Annotated in this window: 23 protein-coding genes and 1 pseudogene; 7 read left to right on the top strand and 17 right to left on the bottom strand. The window is 37.0% G+C overall.

Annotated elements, in window-relative coordinates:
• Positions 1-20: 20 nt before the first annotated feature.
• The 16 genes and pseudogenes from HCB45_RS01180 to HCB45_RS01105 form a co-directional block, all read right to left on the bottom strand.
• A complete protein-coding gene (locus tag HCB45_RS01180) occupies positions 21-509 on the bottom strand; it encodes a YpoC family protein (protein WP_185319102.1) in 489 nt (162 codons plus the stop codon).
• Positions 502-1,161, bottom strand: coding sequence for an endonuclease III (gene nth, locus HCB45_RS01175; protein ID WP_185319103.1), 660 nt, complete (start codon positions 1,159-1,161; stop codon positions 502-504). Before nth ends, HCB45_RS01180 begins: the two co-directional genes overlap by 8 nt.
• A gap of 10 nt (positions 1,162-1,171) precedes the next feature.
• The gene (locus tag HCB45_RS01170; RefSeq protein WP_185319104.1) at positions 1,172-1,891 is read right to left on the bottom strand and encodes a DnaD domain-containing protein; all 720 of its coding nucleotides are present in this window, start codon (positions 1,889-1,891) and stop codon (positions 1,172-1,174) included.
• Between the two features lie 140 nt (positions 1,892-2,031).
• The gene (gene asnS, locus HCB45_RS01165; protein WP_185319105.1) at positions 2,032-3,324 is read right to left on the bottom strand and encodes an asparagine--tRNA ligase; all 1,293 of its coding nucleotides are present in this window, start codon (positions 3,322-3,324) and stop codon (positions 2,032-2,034) included.
• A 13-nt stretch (positions 3,325-3,337) separates the two neighbouring features.
• On the bottom strand, positions 3,338-4,519 hold the full coding sequence (locus tag HCB45_RS01160; protein ID WP_185618391.1) for a pyridoxal phosphate-dependent aminotransferase: 1,182 nt from the start codon (positions 4,517-4,519) through the stop codon (positions 3,338-3,340).
• Positions 4,520-4,541: 22 nt separating this feature from the next.
• A pseudogene (locus tag HCB45_RS01155) lies at positions 4,542-5,127 on the bottom strand (cell wall elongation regulator TseB-like domain-containing protein).
• Between the two features lie 44 nt (positions 5,128-5,171).
• The gene (gene dinG, locus HCB45_RS01150; RefSeq protein WP_185618389.1) at positions 5,172-7,958 is read right to left on the bottom strand and encodes an ATP-dependent DNA helicase DinG, 3'-5' exoribonuclease type; all 2,787 of its coding nucleotides are present in this window, start codon (positions 7,956-7,958) and stop codon (positions 5,172-5,174) included.
• A 96-nt stretch (positions 7,959-8,054) separates the two neighbouring features.
• Complete coding sequence (panD, locus tag HCB45_RS01145) at positions 8,055-8,438, bottom strand: aspartate 1-decarboxylase (RefSeq protein ID WP_185618387.1); 384 nt, start codon at positions 8,436-8,438, stop codon at positions 8,055-8,057.
• A 3-nt stretch (positions 8,439-8,441) separates the two neighbouring features.
• Positions 8,442-9,299, bottom strand: coding sequence for a pantoate--beta-alanine ligase (panC, locus tag HCB45_RS01140; protein WP_185618385.1), 858 nt, complete (start codon positions 9,297-9,299; stop codon positions 8,442-8,444).
• Between the two features lie 3 nt (positions 9,300-9,302).
• Positions 9,303-10,136 carry a 3-methyl-2-oxobutanoate hydroxymethyltransferase gene (gene panB, locus HCB45_RS01135; RefSeq protein ID WP_185607883.1) on the bottom strand — a complete coding sequence of 278 codons (834 nt, stop codon included), beginning with the start codon at positions 10,134-10,136 and terminating at the stop codon, positions 9,303-9,305.
• 167 nt (positions 10,137-10,303) lie between these two features.
• Positions 10,304-10,777 (bottom strand): thioredoxin family protein, encoded by a 474-nt coding sequence (locus tag HCB45_RS01130; RefSeq protein WP_185618383.1) that lies wholly within the window; start codon positions 10,775-10,777, stop codon positions 10,304-10,306.
• A 147-nt stretch (positions 10,778-10,924) separates the two neighbouring features.
• On the bottom strand, positions 10,925-11,902 hold the full coding sequence (locus HCB45_RS01125) for a biotin--[acetyl-CoA-carboxylase] ligase (RefSeq protein ID WP_185618381.1): 978 nt from the start codon (positions 11,900-11,902) through the stop codon (positions 10,925-10,927).
• Positions 11,892-13,073 carry a CCA tRNA nucleotidyltransferase gene (locus tag HCB45_RS01120; protein ID WP_185618379.1) on the bottom strand — a complete coding sequence of 394 codons (1,182 nt, stop codon included), beginning with the start codon at positions 13,071-13,073 and terminating at the stop codon, positions 11,892-11,894. The genes HCB45_RS01125 and HCB45_RS01120 overlap by 11 nt, the downstream gene beginning before the upstream one ends.
• A 14-nt stretch (positions 13,074-13,087) precedes the next feature.
• Entirely contained in the window at positions 13,088-13,492 is a 405-nt protein-coding gene (gene mgsA, locus HCB45_RS01115; RefSeq protein WP_185319113.1) for a methylglyoxal synthase, read from the bottom strand.
• Positions 13,493-13,507: 15 nt separating this feature from the next.
• Positions 13,508-14,299, bottom strand: a complete 792-nt coding sequence (dapB, locus tag HCB45_RS01110; RefSeq protein WP_185319114.1) for a 4-hydroxy-tetrahydrodipicolinate reductase — start codon at positions 14,297-14,299, stop codon at positions 13,508-13,510.
• A complete protein-coding gene (locus HCB45_RS01105) occupies positions 14,296-14,631 on the bottom strand; it encodes a nucleotide pyrophosphohydrolase (protein WP_185319115.1) in 336 nt (111 codons plus the stop codon). Before HCB45_RS01105 ends, dapB begins: the two co-directional genes overlap by 4 nt.
• Before the next feature lie 139 nt (positions 14,632-14,770).
• On the opposite strand from HCB45_RS01105, the gene HCB45_RS01100 reads away from it, so the two are divergent.
• Complete coding sequence (locus HCB45_RS01100) at positions 14,771-15,637, top strand: YitT family protein (protein WP_185319116.1); 867 nt, start codon at positions 14,771-14,773, stop codon at positions 15,635-15,637.
• Here HCB45_RS01100 and HCB45_RS01095 read toward each other — a convergent pair.
• Positions 15,627-16,733, bottom strand: a complete 1,107-nt coding sequence (locus tag HCB45_RS01095) for an NAD(P)/FAD-dependent oxidoreductase (RefSeq protein WP_185618376.1) — start codon at positions 16,731-16,733, stop codon at positions 15,627-15,629. The two genes, HCB45_RS01100 and HCB45_RS01095, sit on opposite strands and share 11 nt — an antisense overlap.
• A 319-nt stretch (positions 16,734-17,052) precedes the next feature.
• Between HCB45_RS01095 and HCB45_RS01090 the strand changes: the two genes are divergently transcribed.
• The 6 genes from HCB45_RS01090 (at position 17,053) to HCB45_RS01065 (ending at position 23,805) form a co-directional block, all read left to right on the top strand.
• A complete protein-coding gene (locus tag HCB45_RS01090) occupies positions 17,053-18,192 on the top strand; it encodes a GGDEF domain-containing protein (RefSeq protein WP_185618374.1) in 1,140 nt (379 codons plus the stop codon).
• 20 nt (positions 18,193-18,212) lie between these two features.
• A complete protein-coding gene (locus HCB45_RS01085) occupies positions 18,213-19,340 on the top strand; it encodes a GGDEF domain-containing protein (RefSeq protein WP_185319119.1) in 1,128 nt (375 codons plus the stop codon).
• The gene (locus HCB45_RS01080) at positions 19,337-20,341 is read left to right on the top strand and encodes a glycoside transferase (protein ID WP_185319120.1); all 1,005 of its coding nucleotides are present in this window, start codon (positions 19,337-19,339) and stop codon (positions 20,339-20,341) included. The genes HCB45_RS01085 and HCB45_RS01080 overlap by 4 nt, the downstream gene beginning before the upstream one ends.
• An 18-nt stretch (positions 20,342-20,359) precedes the next feature.
• On the top strand, positions 20,360-21,043 hold the full coding sequence (locus HCB45_RS01075; protein ID WP_185319121.1) for an EAL domain-containing protein: 684 nt from the start codon (positions 20,360-20,362) through the stop codon (positions 21,041-21,043).
• Positions 21,044-21,151: 108 nt separating this feature from the next.
• The gene (locus HCB45_RS01070) at positions 21,152-22,795 is read left to right on the top strand and encodes an NAD-dependent malic enzyme (RefSeq protein ID WP_185618372.1); all 1,644 of its coding nucleotides are present in this window, start codon (positions 21,152-21,154) and stop codon (positions 22,793-22,795) included.
• A gap of 2 nt (positions 22,796-22,797) precedes the next feature.
• Positions 22,798-23,805, top strand: a complete 1,008-nt coding sequence (locus HCB45_RS01065; protein WP_185618370.1) for a serine hydrolase domain-containing protein — start codon at positions 22,798-22,800, stop codon at positions 23,803-23,805.
• The last annotated feature ends 40 nt before the right edge of the window (positions 23,806-23,845 follow it).

The following is a 23,845-nucleotide window of genomic DNA, read 5'->3' as shown; positions in this document are numbered from 1 at the left end:
AAAATTCGTCTTCTCTTTTTTTATTTCTTAGCAATTAATTTACGCTGCTCTAACATTAATTCATTTAATTGGCGAAAACCTAAAAAAGTATTTCCTCGATTCAAAACATATTCCAATCGCTCATCTAAATTAAGTGGCTTCATTTCAAGTGTTTTCACTTGTTCCATTAAATTATTAAGTTGAACAGGTCGATGATTACTCCAGAACAAAATGGATAAAAATATTCCTAATGCATCTCTAACAGTAACTGGAGATGGCTTTTTATGCGTCTTTAAATCAGCTTCCATACTTTCAGCTAAATTGGTCATATGTTTAGCTAATTTTCGACAAGCTCTATCTGTTTCATGTTTCCACGGGATAACGCCCCCGCCCTTTGTAAAAAATTGTTGTTCTTGCCAAAAAGGTAAGCCACTCACATAAATTGATTCCGGATCATACTCTTCTGCTATCACATCAGGTGCTGGAAAATCTGGATGAGATAATTCCATTGCATACTTAAATTCAGCCATCAAATCCCCTCACTTTCGCTTGCTTCTTTCCTTCTCTGCATAGATACAGTAAAGGGCATGTCGGACATTCTGGGTTTCTTGCTTTACAATGGTATCTTCCAAAAAAAATCATATAATGATGCGCGTCAGACCATAGTTCTTTTGGTAGTTTTCGTTTGAGTGTTTCTTCTACTTCTACAACAGAGTCTTTCCACCTACAAATGCCAAGACGTTTACTAATCCGCTCTACATGTGTATCGACTGCAATCGCTGGGATACCAAAACCAACAGATAAAACAACATTGGCGGTTTTTCTGCCAACACCGGGTAAGCTTTCCAGTTCAGCATGAGTGCGTGGGACTTCTCCATTAAATTCAGTAAGTATTTTATCAGATAACCCTTGAATATTTTTTGCTTTATTTCGGTACAAACCTATCGAACGTATATCGTCCATTAATTCCTCTAATGGTACGGCTAAATAATCTTCTGGTCGGTGATATTTTTCAAAAAGTGAAGCTGTTACACGATTGACTAAAACATCTGTACACTGCGCGGATAACACAACTGCAACTAGTAATTCAAACGTATTTTTATGGATTAGTTCACAATGTGCTGCTGGAAACATTTTCGCCATTTCTTCTATGCATAATACAGTTTGTTTATTTGATAACAATTTGTTTACGTCACCCTTTTCTTTTTTCGAGCCAGTCGTATAATGGTATAGACCCTGCACTTTTTTTGACTTCGCTTTTATTCATCGTTTGGTTAGTTCGCCCGTTTTGGTGAAATTCTTCCGCTACTCTTTTAGCGTCTTCTGTTGTTTTGACACCTTGTTTAGACCAATTAAGCAATATCCTATCAATATAGCGAAAATTTAATTTTTGTGAAATAACTGCTTCCTTAAGGGCTTCTTTAATTAAATCAGGACTTGTTCGGTCTTGGTCCACCCATGCAGATAACATTTCTGCTTCCATTGGTGAAAGCGGTCTGCCAAATTCTGCTTCAAATAAACTGTATAAATTCGTTTGTTGTTCAACTTCTTGGTCTTGTCTAATATCTGCTTCCATATTTTCATATAACGCGGCTAATTTACACCATAGCGGCTCTAAATTGTATTGTTCCGAAATCATTAGCGAATTATCCTTGCTTTGTTCAATAGCAATCACGCCTTTTTTTAGGAGTGAATCCATTGTTTTAATAGTATCTTCCAGTCGAAGCGTTGTTCTATCTGTTAACATCTCCATCGAAGGAAAAAATTCTGCTTCTGCTGCAAATGATTGTATTTGAAGTAAAAGTACTAGTTCGCTTTCATTTAAGCCAAGCACTGCATAGTTTTTCACTAAAACTTGCGGCAAAGTTACTTGTCCTTCAGCCATCCATTTTCCAAGCATTTTATAATCCATTTTAAACACCTCACCCTCAAATTATAACATGGTTTTCAAGGGAAAAATATAAAAGTAATGATAAAATCACTAAATCAAGTGGAAAAACTGTTTTTATAAAAAGATAAAAAAAGTGAAGCCATTAAATGGCTTCACTTTTTTTAAGGATATAAACGGTTAAGTAAACGTGGGAATGGAATTGTTTCGCGAACATGTTCTGTTCCGGAAATCCAAGCTACTGTACGTTCTAAACCAAGTCCAAAACCAGAATGCGGTACCGAGCCGTAACGAGCTAAATCAAGATACCAGCTGTATGCTTCTTGGTCTAAATCGAAATCTTTCATTCTAGCTTGTAGTGTCTCTAAATCATGAATACGTTCAGATCCACCAATAATTTCTCCGTAACCTTCTGGAGCAATCATATCAGCGCATAAAACCACTTGATCATTTTCCGGATCTTCTGGCATATAAAATGGTTTAATTGCTTTTGGATAATGTGTAATAAAGACTGGTTTTTCGAAGCTATCCGCAATCGCTGTTTCATGTGGTGCCCCAAAGTCGTCTCCCCACACAATATCATCAAAGCCTAATTCATGTAAACGTTCGATTGCTTCTGTATAAGTAATACGCGGGAACGGAGCAACCATTTTTTCTAAATGACTAACGTCACGTCCAAGGCGATCAAGTTCTAAGCGACAGTTATCAAGTACCGCTTTTACAAGGAAAGCCACATAGTTTTCTTGTACTTGTAAACTATCTTCTAATTTGTAAAATGCCATTTCTGGTTCAATCATCCAGAACTCAATTAAATGACGGCGTGTTTTTGATTTCTCAGCGCGGAAAGTTGGACCGAATGAGAATACTTTCCCGAAAGCCATTGCTGCTGCTTCCATGTATAATTGACCACTTTGAGATAAAAAAGCATCTTCATCAAAATATTTCGTGTGAAACAGTTCTGTTGTTCCTTCAGGTGCACTACCAGTTAAGATAGGTGGATCGATTTTTAAGAATCCTTCTTTATTGAAAAATTCATAACTAGCGCGGATAATTTCATTACGAATTTTCATGATAGCGTGTTGGCGATTAGAACGTAACCATAAATGACGGTGATCCATTAAAAATTCAGTACCGTGTTCTTTCGGTGTAATCGGGTAATCATGTGATTCGCTAATTACTTCAACCCCAGATACAGCCATTTCGTAACCAAATGGTGAACGAGTATCTTCATTAATTGTACCCGTGACATATAAACTTGTTTCTTGTGTTAAAGCTTTGGCAGTAGCAAAAATATCATCGCCAACTTCTGCTTTTACGACAACGCCTTGCATAAATCCTGTTCCATCACGTAATTGTAAGAAAGCAATTTTTCCACTTGAACGCTTATTCGCAAGCCATGCTCCAATTGTTACTTCTTTTCCGACAAATTCGGATGCTTGATTGATTGTAATTTTCACTTGTCTACACTCCCTATTTCATAAAACTTTTGATTCGATTTATAGCTTCTTGGAATAAGTCTGGATTTGTTGCATAAGAAAGGCGTATATAATCTGGCATTCCGAATCCTGAGCCTGGAATGACTGCGACTTTCGCTTCTTCTAAAAGAGCTGCTACAAAAGCATCTACATCCTGAAAACCTTTTTTATGTGCCGCTTCTTTTACTTCAATAAAGAAATAAAAAGCGCCATCTGGTTTTTTCGGTTTAAACCCTGGAATGCTACTTAGTTCTGGATAAAAGCGTTCCATTCTCTCTTCAAAAGCTTTGTACATTTTTTCTGGAACTTCTTGACTACCCACATAAGCTTCCAGCGCTGCATATTGCGAATTAACAGTGGGATTGCTTGTTAAATGGTCTGCAAGCTTACTCATACCAGCGATGATTTCTTTATTTGCGGCTGCGTAACCAATACGCCATCCAGTCATAGAATATGCTTTAGACACGCCGTTAATGACGATCGTCAAATCATATAAACAATCACTCAGACTAGCGATAGAAACTAAGTCTGCTTTATTTCCATAGTATAATTTTTCGTAGATTTCATCCGATAAAATGTAAATCTGATGTTTCTCAGCAACTGCTCCAATTGCTACTAATTCATCTTTTGTATAGCACATGCCAGATGGGTTATTGGGAGAATTCAACACAATTGCTTTTGTTTTTTTGGTGATAGCTTGTTCAAAATCAGTTGCTGATATTTTGAAATCTGCATCAAAGCTGGTTTCGACAAATACTGGAATTCCACCAGCTAATTTTACTTGTTCTGGGTAAGTAACCCAGTATGGAATGGGAATAATGACTTCATCGCCAGGATCCAAAATCGTTTGAAACGCAGAATATAATACATGTTTTGCCCCTGTACCTACAAAAATCTGATTGGTTTCATAGGTTAATGACTGGTCTTTTTTGAGCTTATCCACAATTGCTTGTTTAAGTTCGAGTATTCCGCTTGAAGGAGTATATTTTGTGAATCCCTTATTCATGGACTCGGTAGCTGCATCGATAATATTTTGCGGGGTATTAAAATCTGGTTCCCCAGCACCTAATCCGATAACATCAATTCCTTCTTGTTTCATTTGTTTTGCTTTTGCCGTAATCGCGAGTGTTGGCGACGGGGCAACTCCTTTGACACGTTTTGATAACGGTAAGTCCATGTTATTCCCTCCTCTAGTTTAATTACAAGTTCTCAATTTCTCTGTACCATTCACCTGTTTCAAAGTTAATATCAAAATAGTTTAGCTTGTCATTCTTATCTAAGTAGGCAACTTCCCAAATAGGTGTTTCTTTTTCCATGCCTAGAGTGACATGTAAAATTTTTGCTGGATTTTTTTCTTTTACTACTTTGTCGTGTGCCTGACTTTCTGTAATCCCATCAGATGCGAATTTAACATATACTTTGTCGGATTTTTTCTTTGGAACCCAGACAATGATTTTCTTATTCTTACTGTTTTTGCCAGTAAGTACATAATAAACTTCTTTTGGACCATTGTATAAATAAAATTTATCCGTGGTCTTCAAATCAACTTGGCCACTTATTCGATCTAAAGCTTCTTTTTCTGCGTTGGTTACGGGTTTTTCTGCATATCTAAAGTACAGAAAAGCCGCCACGATAAGCACAATAATTATGCCGAGAATAATCGCTATCCATTTGCCAATCTTACGTTTAGGTTTTCTATTTCGCAAAGTAATCTCGCTCATTTCTATTTCTAAATTACCGGAATTATGCCCGGTGATATGCATTTTCATTTTCGCATAGATACATTATAGCAATAGCAGCCATAGATTTGAAGTCATATTAGGAAAAATTTAACCTTCCTTAAAGAATTCACTTACTTCTTTCAGTAAATCGGCTTGGTTTCCTTTTAAAATTGGTGCACTAGGAATAGATTCTAAAAAAGCTTTACCAAATCTTGTTGTGTCCACGCGGTTATCAAAAACGAAAACAATTCCACGATCTGATTCTCGCCTAATTAACCGACCAAATCCTTGTTTAAATCGCAAAACAGCTTCTGGTAAGGAATACGTTTGGAACGCATTTTCACCGCGCTCTTTTCGAAGGGCAATTTGTGCTTTCGTATAAGGATCATCCATTGGTGCAAACGGAAGCCTTACAATTACTAAACATGATAAATCTTCTCCTGGAATGTCTATCCCTTCCCAAAAACTCGTTGTTCCAAGTAAAATGGCTTTATCAAACATTTGGAATTGCTTGGTTAAACGGGCGGCACTTCCCGCTGAAACACCTTGCGCGAGAACTACATATTCTTCTAATGATTTCTCATTTTTCATATGATAATATGTTTTTTGTAACATTTCTGAGGCTGTAAAAAGAACTAACATCCGCCCATTTGTCTTCACAGCTATATGCCGAATATATTTAGCAAGTTCTGCCGTATAACGTTCAATGGGTGTATCTTTAATTGGTGGCATATCATCAGGTATCATCACACGCGCATTTTCTTTATAATCAAATGGTGATGGAATACGTTTTTCAACTAGCTGTTCCTTTTCTAACCCAATACTCTTTCGCAAATAGTCAAATTTCCCATTTACAGTAAGCGTTGCTGAAGTCATAATGACACTTTCTTTTTTGGCGAAAAATTCTTTACCAAGCGTTGGTTCGACTTCCATAAGTACCGCTTTCAGACGGATACTTGAGATAGAATGGTTTTTATCTGCTTGCAAATAGATAGTTAGAATAGGGGATTTTTTGTGAAGCATTTGCTCTAATTGTTTCACGATGTTTTTCCAATCAAGTAAAAAAGCATACATTTCTTCTAAAAAAGCGCTCTCGGCTTCCCCTAATTCATTTTCTTCTTGTTTACCTTGCTCGAGTAAAGTTTCCATATTTTTTTCAGATTCTTGAAGTAAGCGAAGTACATTTTCAGCTGCATAATATATCGCGTCATTCCAAGCGTCTTTTTCGCTATTTTCAACTAAAACAACTTCTTGTAAGTTTTTACGCGCATATTTTAGTTGCATTTTTAGGAGAGTAAAAAATTCTTCTACTGCCTCGCCTAACTTCATCGCAGCAATATCTAAGTCATATAAACTATCTGCTTCTGGAAAAGCCATTGCGAGCCTTGTGAGTAAAGAATATTTTTCTAGTGAACCAAGCTGATTTAAAAAATATTTTAGTTTACGGTAGGAAAGGATAAAACTACCTTGTGTTCTAGCACTATCAGCAAAATGATGCGCCTCATCAATGACCGCAAACGCATATTTGGGTAATGTCTGTCTCCCAGAAAAATGGTCACTCAAAAGAAGTGCGTGATTCACAATAACTAAATCAGCATTTTTAGCTTGTTCGATGTTAAATTTATAAAAATCATATAGTAACCACGGATCATGCTTCTCTGATAAAAACCAACCAGTATGCTTCATTCGATTCCAAAATAGTTCTCCACCACTTGATAAATTTACTTCATCAATATCACCGGTTGTAGTTTCAGTTAGCCATACAAGTAGTTTTAGTTTGGTTACAACCACATCATATTGCGGATCAACTTCTCGAAGCAATTGTTCGAATTTAAATAAGTTCAAATAGTGATCCCGACCTTTGAGTAAACTCGCTTTCACTTCAAAACCAGTTAATTTTGTCAAAAGGGGCACATCTTTTTCAAACAATTGTGCTTGAAGTAGATTCGTATATGTACTTATTACAACAGGTAATTCAGCTTGTTTCGCTTGATAAATAGCTGGCAAAAAGTAGCCCAATGACTTACCAATACCTGTTCCAGCCTCAATTAACGCATGTTTCCCTGATTTCATAGCTTGGAAAACTAGATTCATCATTTCAAACTGGCCACTTCTTGCATAAAGTGGGGCCCCTGCTTTTTTAAACAATGCCATCTTTGCATCAGCAGTCTCAGGAAATTCAAGCAAATCTGCTCGACTATACATTGGTTTTTTGACTTCTTTTTTTCGAATCACCAATCCACGATGTTCGATAAAAGCTGGATCAAGTGGTTTATTTTCGCGTTCTTTTTTCATCTCTATTTCAAATAAAAGTTCTGGTAAGTAACTTTTTAGGCTCCCTGAAATAGTGGCCATTTGTCGAATAATCGGAAGTGGTAAATTTTCAAGTTTATTTAAGAGTAGTAAAAGTAAGTCCGCTGTAACTTCTGCATCACTATCTGCGCGGTGTGGTTTATCATGTCCTAGACCAAATTCATCTGACAAATCTTGTAATTTATAACTATCAATCCCAGGATACATAATACGTGAGAGTTCAACAGTATCTAGCTTTTTCATTTTGCCTAATGAAATTCCAGCACGTGTCATTTCTCGTTCTAAAAAAGTCCAATCAAACGAGACATTATGCGCTACGAAAATAGTATCTTCTAATAGAGTAGCGATAATCGGGGCAACATCTTCAAATAGTGGCGCACTTTTAACATCTTTTGGAGAAATTCCCGTTAACTCTTGAATAAAAGCAGGAATAGGCTTTTCTGGATTTAAAAAAGTGGAGTATGTTTCCAGTCGTTTTCCTGATTCGACAAAACATGCAGCGAACTGAATAATACGATCTTCTCGCGAGGCTTGGTTCCCAGTTGTTTCTAAATCAACGACAATATAACGCTTCTGTTTCATTTTCTCCACCTCTTTCCTTCACTGCTTTTATTCAAAAATAACGATTCAAACAAACGAGTAGCTTGAGCAGAAATCCGCTCAAGCTCCCCGAACTGATTATAAAGTCGTATGCGCTTTTTCTTCTGGAAGAATCATTTCTATATGATTTTTTTCGTCTAATACCACAATTTTTGGTTCATGCGTTTTAGCTTCTTCCGCTGTAAACATCCCATAACTCATGATAATGACTACATCACCAACTTGAACATGTCTTGCAGCAGCTCCGTTTAAACAAATCACACCACTTCCCGGCTCACCTGGGATAATATAGGTTTCTAATCTCGCACCATTATTATTATTTACAATTTGAACTTTTTCATTTGGAAGCATATCCACCGCTTCTAAAATAGCAGAATCAATCGTAATACTTCCTACATAATTCAGATTGGCTTCTGTTACAGTCGCTCGGTGAATTTTGCCATTCATCATTGTTCTAAACATTTTTTACCGCCTCTTCACATTTATTAATTCATTATCGATTAAACGAGCTTTCGAATATTTTACTGCCGCAGCTATAATTATCCCTTTGGTCCAGTCTTTCACTGGAGTAAATTCAGGATAAGAATATAACGCTAGGTAGGCGATTTTCTCGTGAGATGTTTGCTCATTAATTTTGTCTGTCATAACTTGTACTATTTTCGCTTCATCTGTCTCGCCAGATTCAATTAATTGCCGACCAAGTTGTAAAGCAGCGTGAATTACTGGCGCTTCTTTACGTTCGGTTTCTGTGAGGTAGACATTTCGCGAGCTCTTCGCAAGTCCATCAGCCTCTCTAACTGTAGGAATGATTCGCAAATTCACCGGGAAAAAGTAATCTTCTACAAGACCAGAAACGACTGCTACTTGTTGAGCGTCTTTTTGACCAAAATAAGCATTATCTGGATTTACTAAATGAAATAGCTTCGTTAAAACTGTAACTACACCGTCAAAATGGCCTTCCCTGTCAGCACCATCAAGTACGGAAACACGTTTAATGACGTGCAATTTCGTTGCTAATTCAGTTGGATAGATTTCCTCAACTGTCGGCACAAATAAAATATCGACACCACCAGCCTCAGCAAGCTTTGCATCATGTGCTTCATCGCGTGGATATGCGTCAAAGTCTTCGTTGGGACCAAACTGGGTTGGATTAACAAACACGCTCATAACGATAAAATCCGTCTCTTTTTTTGCATGGCTTACAAGCGTCATGTGCCCTTCATGTAAAAAACCCATTGTTGGCACGAAACCAATTGTTTTATTCGCTTTTTTTTGTTTTAAAATTGCCTCTTTAAGTGCTTGTCTATTTCGAATGATTAACATTGGCTATTCCCTTCCATAAAGGCCTTTTAAGTCTTCTTCTGCCATTGTAAAGCTATGTTTCACTTCTGGAAACGCTAGTTCTTTTACGTCATTCACATAGTTTTTAAGTGCTGGTTCGATAGTTTCGTCAATATCGGCATAAGCTTTCACAAATTTTGCTCGACGATTGATACCGTAACCGATAATGTCATGGTATACAAGAACTTGACCATCTGTTTCTAAACCTGCTCCAATACCAATAGTTGGAATAGTAAGTGCCTTAGATACTTTTTCAGCTAGCTGACGAGGAATCGCTTCAAGTACGAGGGCAATAGCTCCAGCTGCTTCAACAGCTAACGCATTATCAATCAACTCTTGCGCTTCTTGAACTGATTTTGCGCGAACTTTGTAGCTTCCTGTTAAGCCAACACTTTGTGGCGTTAAGCCAAGGTGAGCGACAACTGGTGCACCGGCCTCTGTCAAACGAGCAATTTTGTTAACAACTTCTCCTGCGCCTTCTAATTTTACTGCATGAGCGCCACTTTCTTGAATAATCTTGCGCGCGTTTTGAATAGTTTCATCCACTGAACCGTGATAAGTCATAAAAGGCATATCCGTTACAACAAAAGTATCTGGCGCCCCTCGTTTCACCGCTTTCGTGTGATGAATCATATCAGTCATTGTTACTGGTACAGTTGAATCGTAGCCTAATACTACCATTCCAAGTGAATCACCAACTAAAATCATGTCGGCTTCTGCTTGTTCTACATTCTTAGCAGAAGGATAATCGTAAGCGGTAATCATCGTGATTTTTTCTCCATTTTCCTTCATAGCAAAAAAGTCTACTGGTTTTTTCATTTTCTTAGCTCCTTTTCGTCCCTGTTAAATGAATTAATCAAGGCAAAAAAACAAATTTTTGTAAGTAGCGTTAGTATGATCCAGTAAAGGTATCATCCATTCTTTGCTACCATATGTATAATAACATAAATAGATGCTTACTTAAAGTATGTAAATTGAAGAGAGGTTTACTCTGAAACCTCTCCGCTCACTTTATTCATCCATTTAGTTAACTTCGCTGGTTCATCTGTTGCAGCATAAGTAGATGCAACCTTTCCATCTTTTAAATATACCATTGTTGGAACGGAATCAATATCCATCTTTTTTAAAAGCGCAACCATATCATCACGGCTCTTTTCGGATGCTTTATCTGTATTATAATAAGCCATTTTTTGATTTGGTTGTCTTTTTTCAAGTTCTTTCTTCAAAATAGGTTGGAATGCTTGGCAGTCTTCGCATGTTGGACGCCCAACATAAACCAAACCAGTTGTTTTGTCAGCCATTTTTTGTTTAAAGTCTTTCGTGGAAATTATATTTAAAAAGGTCGCACTCTCCTTTTCGGTTTGCTTTGTTTTCTCTTCTGTTTCTTTTTTATTATCGCCACATGCCCCTAGAGTGAGAACTATGGTAAACAGTGCTAATAGTAATATAATTTTTTTCATAACAACGACTCCTTCGTGCTTATTGTACTAGATTTTTCTCAAAAAAGAAAAACTCGAAAAAGTGATTTTCACACTGCATTTTCGAGTTAAAAGATATGCTTTAGGTTATTTTATTAGGGTCAAAACAATCTTTTTATAGCGATTTTGTTATTTTTCATTATCTAGCAAAATATCTGCTGAGTAAATCGAATGAACCTCGCCTAGTGAATCTTGAAGTAAGAGCACGCCTTCATCAGAAATACCTTTTACTTGTCCGTGAATTTTTCCTTTTGTCGTGCTGGCTGTTAATTTTTCACCAAAGGGAATTGCTTTTGTTTCCCATAATAACTTTATCGGTGCAAATCCTTTATCTAAGAAAAGTTCATAATACTTCTCTAATGAAGTTAATATTGCTTGTAATAATGCTTTTCTCGATATACTTTCGCCTAGTTCAAGTTTAAGTGAACTGGCTTTCTCTTTGATTTCTTCTGGAAACGCTTGTTGATTTACATTAATCCCCATGCCAATAATGACCGCATGAATTGTTTCTGCTTCGGCTTGCATTTCTGTTAGTACGCCACAAATTTTTCGTTTACCAATATAAATATCATTCGGCCATTTGATTTTTGGCTCTAGCTGTGTGATATTTTCAATCGCTTCTGTAATCGCAAGCGAGGCGATAAAAGTGAATTGGGGTACTTTTTGAATTGGAATTTGCGGTTTTAAGATTACGCTCATCCAAATACCTTCCCCTTTTTTAGAATTCCATGGACGAAGCAAACGCCCTTTCCCAGCGGTCTGCTCATCTGCTACAATAACGGTTCCTTCTGGGCTTATTTCCATTTGTTGGTGCGCTATGATTTGCGTGGAATTCACCGATTCATATACTTCTAAATGCTGCCCGATAAATTTTGTTTCCAAACCAAGTAGTAGTGCGTCTTTCGTATATTGTCCGGCTGTAGCTGATAAGCGATAACCCCGATTTCTGACTGCTTCGATTTCAAAACCGTCTTTACGTAGTGCTTCCATTTGTTTCCAAACCGCTGTACGTGAGCAACCTAGACTATCTGCAATTTCTTGACCGGATAAATAAGCGCCATCACTTTCTGTAAATAGTGCAAGTAGTTTTTCCCGATTATTCTTCATGATAGCCAAGCCACCTTTTAATCTGATTTTTTTCATTGCTTATTTTGTTGGATAAAACTTGGCATTCAACCTTTTCAAGCGTTTCTTTTACCCAAGGACCAGCGTTTTCCCCTGTCCATTTTAATAAGTCAGCACCAGTAATCGCTAAATCTTTTTTGGAGTGAATTGGTAATAATTCGTATGCTTTTTTCAGTTCATCTTCTTTGTCCACTTGACCACGAATGTTATTTAGTTCGTTTACTAACAAAAAAACTGCTTCCTGAGCATGATATAATTCTTCTGTTAGCCAAGTTTCTTTCATATTAAGTGCACCTTGATACGCTTTATTCACTAGTTGAATGGTTTTATTCGGTAGTTTCCACGCTTTTAAAAATGTGGTAATATTACTCGGTTTAACGGCGACTACTAGTCCAAGCCAAATAGCGGTTTCGGTAGTCCGTTTTTCCCAGTTCCAACTAGCGAATTCTTTTAAGGCTTTTTTTTCGCCTTTTAAACCTGGCAAATAGACTTCCATTTCTACTTTTAAAAGTAAATCTATGGCGCGTTTGACAGCTTGACCTTTCATCATTTTTATCCATTCGACAGTGATTCTTTCAACAGAAGTATGCTGTAATAAAGCAATTTGGTTTGCTAGGGCGGTTTCGGTTTCCTTATCTAACTGAAAATCAAGCTGGCTTAGAAAGCGCACTGCTCGCATCATTCTAAGCGCATCTTCATGGAAACGTTCAGAAGCTTTGCCAACTGCTTTAATTTCTTTGTTTTGAATCGCTAATTGTCCGGAAAATGGATCATGTAAATCGAAATGTTCATCCATCGCAATCGCATTCATCGTAAAGTCGCGACGCTGTAAATCTTCTTCCAGCGAGCGAATAAATGTTACTTCACTCGGACGCCGAAAATCTTCATACGTCCCCTCTGTTCGAAAAGTAGTCACTTCATAAAATTCATTATTTTCTCTAACTGTAACTGTTCCATGTGCAATTCCAGTATCATAAGTTGCTTGAAAAATCTCTTTTACCTCTTCTGGAAAAGCACTAGTTGCAATATCTACATCGGAAATAGATCTATTTAGTAAGTAATCTCTGACAGATCCGCCCACAAAATACGCTTCAAATCCCGCTGTAGTTAATTTTTGCAATACAGGAAGCGCTTTTAGAAACACGTCATTCATCTGTCATCGCTCCTTTATTCATCATTCCGTCTTAAATCTCGCCAATCTAGAAAACCAGCTCCTAAGCCACGAATTAAAATTTCTGCTGAGCCAATATTTGTCGCTAAAGGGATTTCGTATACATCGCATAATCGAATTAGTGCTGTCACATCTGGTTCATGAGGCTGAGCGGTCAGCGGATCACGCAAGAAAATAACTAAGTCCATTTTATTTTCCGAAATGCGCGCACCAATTTGTTGATCGCCACCAAGCGGCCCAGATTTAAAACGATGCACCGTTAAGCCAGTTGCTTCAATAATCCGCAAACCAGTCGTGCCTGTTGCGTACAACTGATGTGGTTCGAGCAAATGTTTATATGCGGTTGCAAATCCAACCATCAAATCTTTCTTTTCATCGTGCGCGATTAATGCGATATGCATCTCATTCACCTATCCTTAGTCTAAAATATTTTCTAAGCCATAAATAAGTGTTTCAAGTTCTTTAGTTTTACGAACAGAAAGAGCAACACCAGACATAAAGGAAATCCGGTCATAAGAGTCATGACGAACCGTTAAGCCTTGTCCTTCTGCTCCGAAAATCACTTCTTGATGTGCAACAAGTCCTGGTAAACGCACACTATGAATACGCATGCCTTCATATTCTGCTCCTCTTGCCCCTTCAATAAGTTCTACTTCATCTGTTGCACCTTGTTTAACGAATTCACGTGTTTCTGCCATCATTTCCGCAGTTTTCACAGCTGTACCACTTGGCGCATCTAATTTATTATCATGGTGCAATTCAATAATTTCTACGTTCGGGAAATATTTGGCTGCTTTTTGAGCAAATTGCATCATTAAAACTGCTCCTACAGCAAAGTTTGGCGCAATTAAAGCTCCAATTTTTTTCGATTCTGCAATTTCTCTTAAGTGTTCGATTTGCTCTGGTGTAAAGCCTGTTGTACCAACTACCGCACTTACCCCGTGCTCTAAAATAGTTTTCGTGTTACTATACCCTACTTTAGGTGTCGTAAAATCAACAACGCAATCGGGTTTTATTTCGTCTAACATTTCGCTTAAATTGCCAAAAACAGGCACATCTAGTGTGCTGAATTCTGTAATCTCACGTATATTTTTTTCTTTTGGTTCATGGTCAACTACCGCCACCAACTCTAAATCTGCTTCTTTTAAAACCGTTTTTACAACCTCGTGTCCCATTCTTCCTTTAAATCCTGATACTGCTACTTTCATTCTGATTTTTCCTCCTTTTTTGTCCAGCGGTCTTTATCGCGTTCTTTAAATTTCGCCATGACCGTATCGTGTGCTTTTTCCATATCAATATCAAGTGAATTTGCCATACATGTAAGAACAAAAAGACAATCGCCCAGTTCCTCTGCTACGGTTTTAGTCGGTTCACTTGTTTTCTTCGGTTTTTCACCATAATAATGGTTGATTTCTCTAGCTAGTTCCCCTGTTTCTTCTGTAATCCGAGCCATCATTGCTAACGGGGAAAAGTAACCTTCCTCGAATCCACCAATGAAATCATCCACTTCTTTTTGTATTTCTGCCATGGTTTTCGCCATAGGTTTTCCCCCTTTTTGTGTTAAACTAAAATAGGTTTTAAGTCTAATTGTTAACTTCATTTCATTATACCTAAACAAATACATACAAGTCCATGATTTTTTACTTACTTATTAAATAGATTCAAGGAGGGAAAACGCTATGTTAAAAACACTTCGCACAAAAAATATTTGCTTTATTATGCTTGGTACAGCGATTTATGCATTTGGATTAGTCAATTTTAATATCGCAAATAATCTCGGTGAGGGTGGCCTTGCAGGGGTGACACTATTCCTACTCCATTTTTTCCAAATCGACCCTGCCTATTCCAACTTAGTCTTGAACATTCCTTTGTTTATTATAGGTTGGCGTGTATTAGGTAGTCGTTCCCTCATTTATACCGGAATTGGTACTGTTAGCCTTTCCTTATTTTTATGGATTTTCCAGCGCATTCCCTATACATTAGATTTACATAGCGATTTACTCTTAGTTGCCCTGTTTGCTGGGGGTTTTAGTGGTATTGGTCTAGGCCTTGTGTTTCGTTATGGTGGTACAACTGGCGGCAGTGATATTATCGCCAAATTACTTAATCACACAAAAGGCATTAGTATGGGACGGACTCTTTTTGCAATTGATGCGATAGTGCTTGCGGCTTCTCTATCTTATTTAGATGTTCGCCAAGTGATGTATACACTTGTCGCTGTTTTCATTGGCTCACGCGTTATTGATTTTGTGCAAGAAGGTGCTTATGCTGCTCGCGGTGCCTTGATTATTTCTAAAGATAATGATGCCATCGCTTCCCACGTAATGCTTTCGATGAATCGTGGTGTAACGGTACTCGAAGGTCGTGGTGGTTTTTCTAAAAATGAGCAAGATGTGCTTTATATTGTAGTTGCGAAAAATGAAATTGTGCAATTAAAGAATATTGTGCAAGCGGTCGATCCTCATGCTTTTGTTTCGGTTAGCGTTGTTCATGATGTGATGGGCGAAGGTTTCACACTCGACGAAAACAAAAATCCTATTTACTAATGTACTTTCTTGGGTCATAATTTTCTAAAGCTAAATCGGTCGTGTTTAAAAGTGCCAAGTCTACCAGCAATTTACCAACATACGGTCCAGTCGTTAAGCCAGAAGCACCAAGTCCATTGGCTAAAAAGATAGATTCAAAACCAGGTAACTGTCCGATTAGTGGTGCAAAATCAGAGGTGTATGGTCTTGTTCCAACCGCTACATTAGTGACTTTACTTTCCAAATCCCCTTCCATAAAACGGGTAACTTCTGATAATACTTCAGTCCTACCTTCTGCTGTTGGCTCCGTATTGAAGCCAGCAGCTTTTTCATGGGTAGCACCAACAATTATTTTTCCATTTTCAAACGGAACAATCGATTTTGCGCTTGGAGGTAAAATAACTGGCCAGTCCGCTGTTTCATACTCACTAAAATCAAGTTCAAGTAATTGCCCTTTTTGCGCTAAAACATCCGTATGAAAACCAGCCTCCTTTAGCAAATTAGGTAGCCAAGCGCCTGCTGCGATAATTAGTTTATCGTAACTTTCTTTTTTCCCATCAACCAAGACCTCTCCTTTTGACGAAAAGTGAGCGCGACCAACTTTGATTTCCACTCCATTTTCTTTTGCCGCGTATAATAAAGTTTCACAAAATAAACCGCCATTAACCCGTGCTGCCCCACTTACATATACAGAACCAAAACCAGGTTTTACTAAAGGAAATTTTTGTTTTGTTTCGTCTTCTGATAGTTTTTCAATATTACCCATTACATTTGCTTCTGTTCGTCTTTCTATAGCAAGGTTAAAAAGCTCCGTTACTTTTTCTTCGGTTTCCCGAAGCGCAAGTACACCGACTTGTTTATACCCTGAATCTCTTCCAGTTTCTTTACTAAGTCGCTCTGCTATCTCTTTGTAAAAAACTGCACTATTTCTTGCTAGTTCGTACCAATATTTATTCCGTCTTTTGGAAAGCCACGGACAAATAATTCCGGCAGCTGCTCTCGTTGCTTGTCCAGGTTCATTAGAATCAATTAGCGTTACTTGGACGTTTTCTTTTGATAATAAATATGCTGCGCTTGATCCAACAATTCCGCCACCAATTATTACTATTTTTTGCATTGTTACACCCCTCTATATCAATTGTGACACAAGTTGACTTTTTTATAACTCTTTGTAATAATATGTGAAAATAGTTAAGTTTACAGACTACTAAAAATCCTCTACTTCATTCTATCCATTGTACTGAAATCCAGCTTTAATTACAAAAAGGCAGATTTTGGCTCATCTCGTTGTCATTACCACATATCCTCTTAGAGATTATTTTCGCCTATAAGTTGGTTCTTTGTACTGCGTCTCAGCTAAAAATTCATTTGTTTTTTATTCTGCCTATATTAACTTTTCAGCTGATTCGTTATGCTGAGATATGGGAGATTTTTTTATGCCAAATATTCTTGATTCATTATGGAACAGCATGGCGCTTTTTTTATCAGCGCTTTTTTTTCACGGAATGGCACTGCGGTCAATTAGAGAAAAAAAGCCTGCTTGGTTCCAAATTAAATTTGCAAATGAAATTATTAATTATTCACTGGGCATTTACTACGGCTTTCTAGGTGTTTATTTTATTATCCGCGGATTACCCGGAACGGATTCTGGGATTTATACAGATATGTTATTAAATATTTTAATAGTTTTACACTTATTTTCATCAGCGGGGCCTGCTACAATGGCTTTGTTACTCATTGTGACAGGAAAACTCTTTCTAGGTGATGCTCTCTTTGCCAATTTAATTTATGTGTTTTTAATTATTGGTTTTCACTTTGTTTGTATGGAAGTAGCTAAACTACGTCTTAGCTCTGTTCAAAAAGTAGTGCTCGTCAAACTTAGCGCCATTCCACTAATGCTTTTTTATTTGCATCAAAAAATACATCTATCATATACGTTGAATGATTTGCCAGTGTGGATACTCTATTTCTTGGTTTCTTTTTTTATTACCTTTATTATTATTTCAGCGGCTTATTATATTGATACATCAAATAAGCTAATTTATGATTTGCAACAATCGACTATTCTTGATCCACTTACTGGTCTTACAAACTTTCGCCACTTTGAAAAAACGTTCGAAGCTGCTTTTAACTATGCAACTTTAAAAAAATCGAACTTAAGTTTAATCATTATTGATATTGATTATTTTAAACGGGTAAATGATACGTACGGTCATTTAGTTGGAAATGGTGTTTTATCTACTTTTAGCCAGTTGCTTTTAAAAATTAGTTTTCCACCAAATACAGTTATATCTCGAATTGGTGGAGAGGAATTCGCTATTATTTTACCGAATATAAATGTAAGTGAAACGGAACATTTAGCAGAGAAGATTCGGCGAAAAGTCGAAAAAATCGATATTCCGATTGCGACATCAGGGTCGGTTATCACCATTTCTGCTGGCATTGCGAATTATGATGGCAAAAATTATCCGAGTGCGCGTGAACTAATGCATGCAGCAGACCAAGCACTTTACAATGCAAAACGAAATGGACGAAATCAAGTGCATATTCGTGAAACAACAGATCCAATTATTTAATAAAAAGGAGATGAGTCCATTTGTTTGAGCTAGTTAATTCCTACATAGATAGTTTAGCGCTCTTTCTTGCTATCCTTTTTATCCAAGGTATGTCTTTTCGAAAAATAAGACAATATCGTCCTAATTGGTTCCAAAATGGGAATAGGCGGCTTTTTCTTTCTATTCTTCTTGGTGTTTATTATGGTTTAGCAGGTATTTATTTTATCTATGAAGGTGCTTACGAAAATAATCCTGTTATTTATACGAATATGCGGATTTTAATTTTGATGGTTACTAGTGTATTTGCAGGTCGCACTCCACTTATTGTTGCATATATAATAATGCTTTTTGGAAGAATCAGTTTTGATATCGCTTCACCTGTTACTAGTCGCTATATTATTTTAATGACACTTATTTTCGCAGCTTGTTTACTTATTACTTTTTGGAAAAAACAACGCTTTTCAAAATTTGTTGCTTTAATTATTTTGAATTTCCCAGCAATCCTTTACTATTTTGTAAATAATTTTGACGAAAATCGAATTTTGCGAGGCGTTGAAATTATAGAGTACTTCTTATTATTTTTTGTAACTGCTTTGCTCGTATTTTATGCATGTAATTATATTGATAAAAGTAATTTAGTCATTCAAAATTTGACCGAAACAGCGATGACCGATAGTTTAACTAACTTACCTAACATGCGCTTTTTTACACAGCAATTTGGTTGGATTTTTAGTAAATCACAAAAAAGAAAAAAAGCATTATCACTCTTTATTATTGATATTGATCATTTTAAAGAAATTAATGATTTTCATGGACACCAAGCTGGAAACACTGTTTTGGCCCAGTTTAGCAGTATCCTTAAAAATCGAACTTTTCCACCAAGAACGATGCTAGCTCGAATTGGCGGAGAAGAGTTCGCTGTTTTACTGCAAAATGTCGGTACAGAGCAAGCTTCCTTAATTGCTGATTTTTTACGAGATGAAATTGAACGAGCCAAGTTTCCATATAACCCGGTTAGTGGTAATGTAACGGTCTCTATTGGAGTTGCATCCATGGATTGTCATTTTACAACAACGGAATCACTTTTTGAGGCTGCCGATCAAGCACTTTATCAAGCAAAACAAAATGGGCGTAACCAAATTGCCATTCATCAGGAGGCAAGCGAATGAAACGGATAATTCTTATAGTTGTATTACTACTTTTTATTGGCACTGGAATATACATCTTTCTCCGCCCAGAACAAAAAAATACTTTAAGTGCACCTAAAGAAACAAAGCCTACTTCAAGCTCGGTACAAAGTTATGTAAAAGGAAATTATATGACCAAAAACGGTTTAATTATGGATTACAAAAATGCCCAAGAACCGCACTATTTAGCTGAGAGCATCGGACTTTATATGGAGTATTTAGTAGAAGTGAATGACAGCAAAACTTTTCAAGAACAAGTAACTACTTTACAAAAATATTTTATAACTACAGATAATTTTATTAAATGGGAAGCAACTGATAGTACAACGACCAACGCTATTGTAGATGATTTTCGGATTACAGAAGCGCTATATCAAGCTAGTGAAAAATGGAACCATCAAGCCTATCAAACGCTTGCCAATAAAATTCTCTTTAACACGAAGAAATATAGTACCAATCAAGGAATTCCAGTGGATTTCTATGATTTTGTTCATAAGAAAAAAGCAGATACACTTCATTTAAGTTATCTAAATATCCAAGCAATGCAACACATTAACTATAGCGCAAAAGCCTATACACCTATTAGAAATGTTAGCGCCACACCTTTTTTTACAGAAGTGTTTCAAAATAACCAATTTCAAAATGCTAATGCAAACGAGGTCAACATGATTGATCAAATGCTCATAGCCATCGCCTATTATGACGAAAATGGTATAGTAGAGCCAAAATTCGATCAATTTCTGCAAACAGAACTCGCTTCAACAGGAAGAATTTATGCTAGATATAATAGAGAAACAAAAAATCCGAACTCTAAAAACGAATCAACCGCCGTTTATGCCTTTTTGACACAGTATTTTAACAAGACAAATCAAGCTAAAAATGGTAAAATCACCAAAGAGTTGTTAGAGAAAATGGACACGTCAAATCCTGAAACAACCCATTTTTTCGATTATATAAATAAAGAAATAACTCTTAAGAAATAACGGAAAGAAGTTGGACAAATGAAAAAGCCCTCCGTAAGTGAGATTATTGATCAAAACCTTTTTGATACAATATACGAACCGATTGTTGCTGTCTCAAATACACAAGTTTTCGGATATGAGTCACTCACCCGCTTAAAAACAAATCACTGGAATGCTATTAGTGATTTTATTGAAGAAGCGGAACAGGATGGTCTGCAAAAAGCGTTTGAACTGCTCACGCTTCATAATGCAGTCAAGTGCTTTAAAAAAGGCGAAAATACGCCATTATTTGTCAATATTTCCTATGACACGTTTTTAGAAAATCAAGAAGAATTACATGATACCCTTCTTGATAACGGGAAAATAGTTTTTGAATTTTTGGAAACATCCAAGTTACCTCAAGAACGCATGAATGACTTAGAAAAACAACTACACTTATTCCAGAAAAAACATGAAACTAAATTTGCTATTGATGATTTTGGCTCCGGTTATGCCGACTTGCATCGCGTTTTTGCGCACCATTCTGACTTTGTCAAAACTGATCGCTTATTACTTCGAGATTTATTTGAAAGTGACGGCAAGAGAAACTTCTTTGAGCAACTTCATCATTACGTTAAAAAGCATCATAAATCCTTGATTGTTGAAGGAGTAGAAACAAAAGAACAACTAAAGTTCCTTCAAGAAATTGGCATCCCCTATGCACAAGGTTACTATTTTCATTGATATGTAAAAAAGAAAATCTGATTGGTTTCAGGTTTTCTTTTTTTGGAATCAGTTGTTATTCTCCTCTCCCCCATGTAAAATAGAATAGAATGAAAAGGAGTGCTTGAAATGACTTTAAAATCAGGTTTTGACTATATGAATAACCCATTATTAAATAAAGGAACAGCCTTTACAAAAGAAGAAAGAGAACGTTATAAATTAGACGGATTACTGCCGCCAATTATCGAAACAATCGAACAACAAGCTCTGCGCACCGAAAACCAACTAAAAAATTTAGCATCCCCTCTACATAAACACCAACTTTTAACGAACTTATATAACGAAAATCGCACACTTTATTATTACGTTGTTACAAAAAATGTGAGCGAATATTTGCCAATTATTTATACGCCAACGATTGGGGATGCGGTAATAAATTATCATACAGACTACACTGCTCCGGATGAAGCTTTATTTATTGATGCATTTACACCTGAAAAACTAAGAGCATCCGTTGAAAATTATGCGCAAAACAATCCAAATATTGATATGATCGTGATTACAGATGGTGAAGGCGTGCTTGGCATTGGTGATTGGGGCGTGAATGGAGTCAAAATAGCAGTTGGAAAATTAGCGGTTTATACGGTTGCAGCTGGGCTTTCCCCTGATCGTGTTCTCCCAGTTGTCATTGACGCAGGAACAAATAACAAAACACTACTTGAAGACTCGCGATACTTAGGAAATAAACGTCCGCGCCTGTCAGAAAGCGATTATGATACTTTTATCAATCAATTTGTGAAAGTTATGAGCGATGTTTTCCCAAGTGCTATCCTTCACTGGGAAGATTTTGGTCGAAGAAATGCAAGTCGTATCCTCCACAATTATCGTGATAAAATATGTACGTTTAATGATGATATACAAGGAACTGGCGCGATGGTTGTTGCTGCTGCTCTTGCAACAATTAACGTTTCAAACATTCCTTTAAACAAACAAAAAATTATTATTTTCGGTGCTGGAACTGCTGGGATCGGTATTGCTGATCAACTCAGTGGACAATTGATGCGCGAAACCGGCCTCCCTTTTGAAAGTGCCAAAAAACATTTTTACTTAATGGACCGAAGTGGCTTAGTACTTGATAATATGACCGACTTAACAGATGGTCAAAAGAAATATGCGCACCTTGCTTCTGACTGGTCAAGCGTGCCTACTGATACATTAGAACACTTAGTTGAAGCAATTCATCCAACAATGTTAATAGGCTGTTCTGGCGTTACTGGAGCCTTTAAAGAGAGCATCGTTAAAAAAATGGCAGAGCATACAGAACGACCTGCAATTTTGCCACTGTCAAATCCAACCAAATTAGCTGAAGCAACTGCCGCAGATTTGATTAAATGGACAGATGGAAAAGCACTAATCGTAACAGGAAGTCCGTCCCAGCCCGTGACTTATCAAAATATTACGTATGAAATTGGTCAAGCAAATAACGCCCTTCTTTATCCAGGGCTTGGGCTTGGCGCACTTGTTACACGGTCTAAATTTATTACAGACAGCATGCTAGCCGCTGCATCAAGTGCCGTTAGTGATCAAATTTCTGCAAACGAACCTGGTGCTGCTCTCTTACCACATGTGCATACACTTAGAGAAACTTCTCGCGCGGTTGCTATTGCGGTAGCGAACCAAGCAATCAAAGAAAATATCCACCAAGTCGAGTTAGCAAGTGTCACAAAAGCTGTCGAACGTGAGATGTGGCAACCAACTTATAAAGGAGTTTAAGTATGTTTTATAAAACGAAGCAATTACTAGATCAACTTGTCCAAAACGGGTCCACTCCAGGAATTAGCTATCAAATCAAAACAAATAACCTCGAAGAAAATAGAATAATGGGATTAAAGTCCGTTTTCCCTGAAGCGCAAATCCTCCCTAGAACGTCAGACAACATTTATGATATTGCTTCTTTGACCAAGGTAATTGCTACGACAACACGTGTTTTACAACTTATTGAACAAAAACATTTCCAGTTAGAAGATCCAGTACAAGCCTATCTTCCTGATTTTAAGTATGAGAATGTTACTATTTTACATTTACTCACCCATAGCTCAGGTCTGGCACAAAATATCCCTAACTACAAAATGGATGCTAGAGAAGATGTTAGAAAATATGTTTTTGCTACTCCTCAAGTAAATCCACCTGGAACTCAGGTCTCCTATGCTGATGCTAATTTTCTCTTACTCGGTTATTTGATTAGTAAGTTTGATGGAAATTATGAGCAATCAATTCAAAAAAACATCTTAGAACCGCTACAAATGTCACAAACTAGTTTTCACCCAACTGATAAAAGCCAAGTCATTCCAACTGAACTAGACCAAACACGTGGTTTAATTCAAGGTGATGTGCATGATTTTAAAGCGTGGACCGCTAAATCAGGCACTGGACACGCGGGACTTTTTAGCACACTCGCTGATCTTTCAAAATTTCGAGATGCGCTAATTTTACAAAACGGCTCCCCTATCCTTACTGAAAAAACACTTCAAATAATGCAAATTAATCATACGCCTAGGTTAAACCGGACACGCGGGCTTGGCTGGGATCTCCGTGGTGACTCTGTTTTATACCATACAGGATTTACCGGCACTTTTATGGTGCTCGATTTAAAGCATCAAGCAAGTCTCATTGTTTTATCTAATCGCGTTCACCCAAGCCGTGCCAATCCTAATTTCGTCTTAAAAAGAGATAGCATAGTCGATACTTTTTTAGAAGAAGTTACTGCAAACAAAGAAGTCTAGCCTTAACGCTAGGCTTTTTTTCTATAAAAATCTGTATTAA

Source organism: Listeria farberi (assembly GCF_014229245.1).
In the GTDB taxonomy this organism is placed as follows: domain Bacteria; phylum Bacillota; class Bacilli; order Lactobacillales; family Listeriaceae; genus Listeria; species Listeria farberi.
The sequence above is the reverse complement of the archived record's forward strand: the minus strand, read 5'-3'. Positions and strand labels throughout refer to the sequence as shown.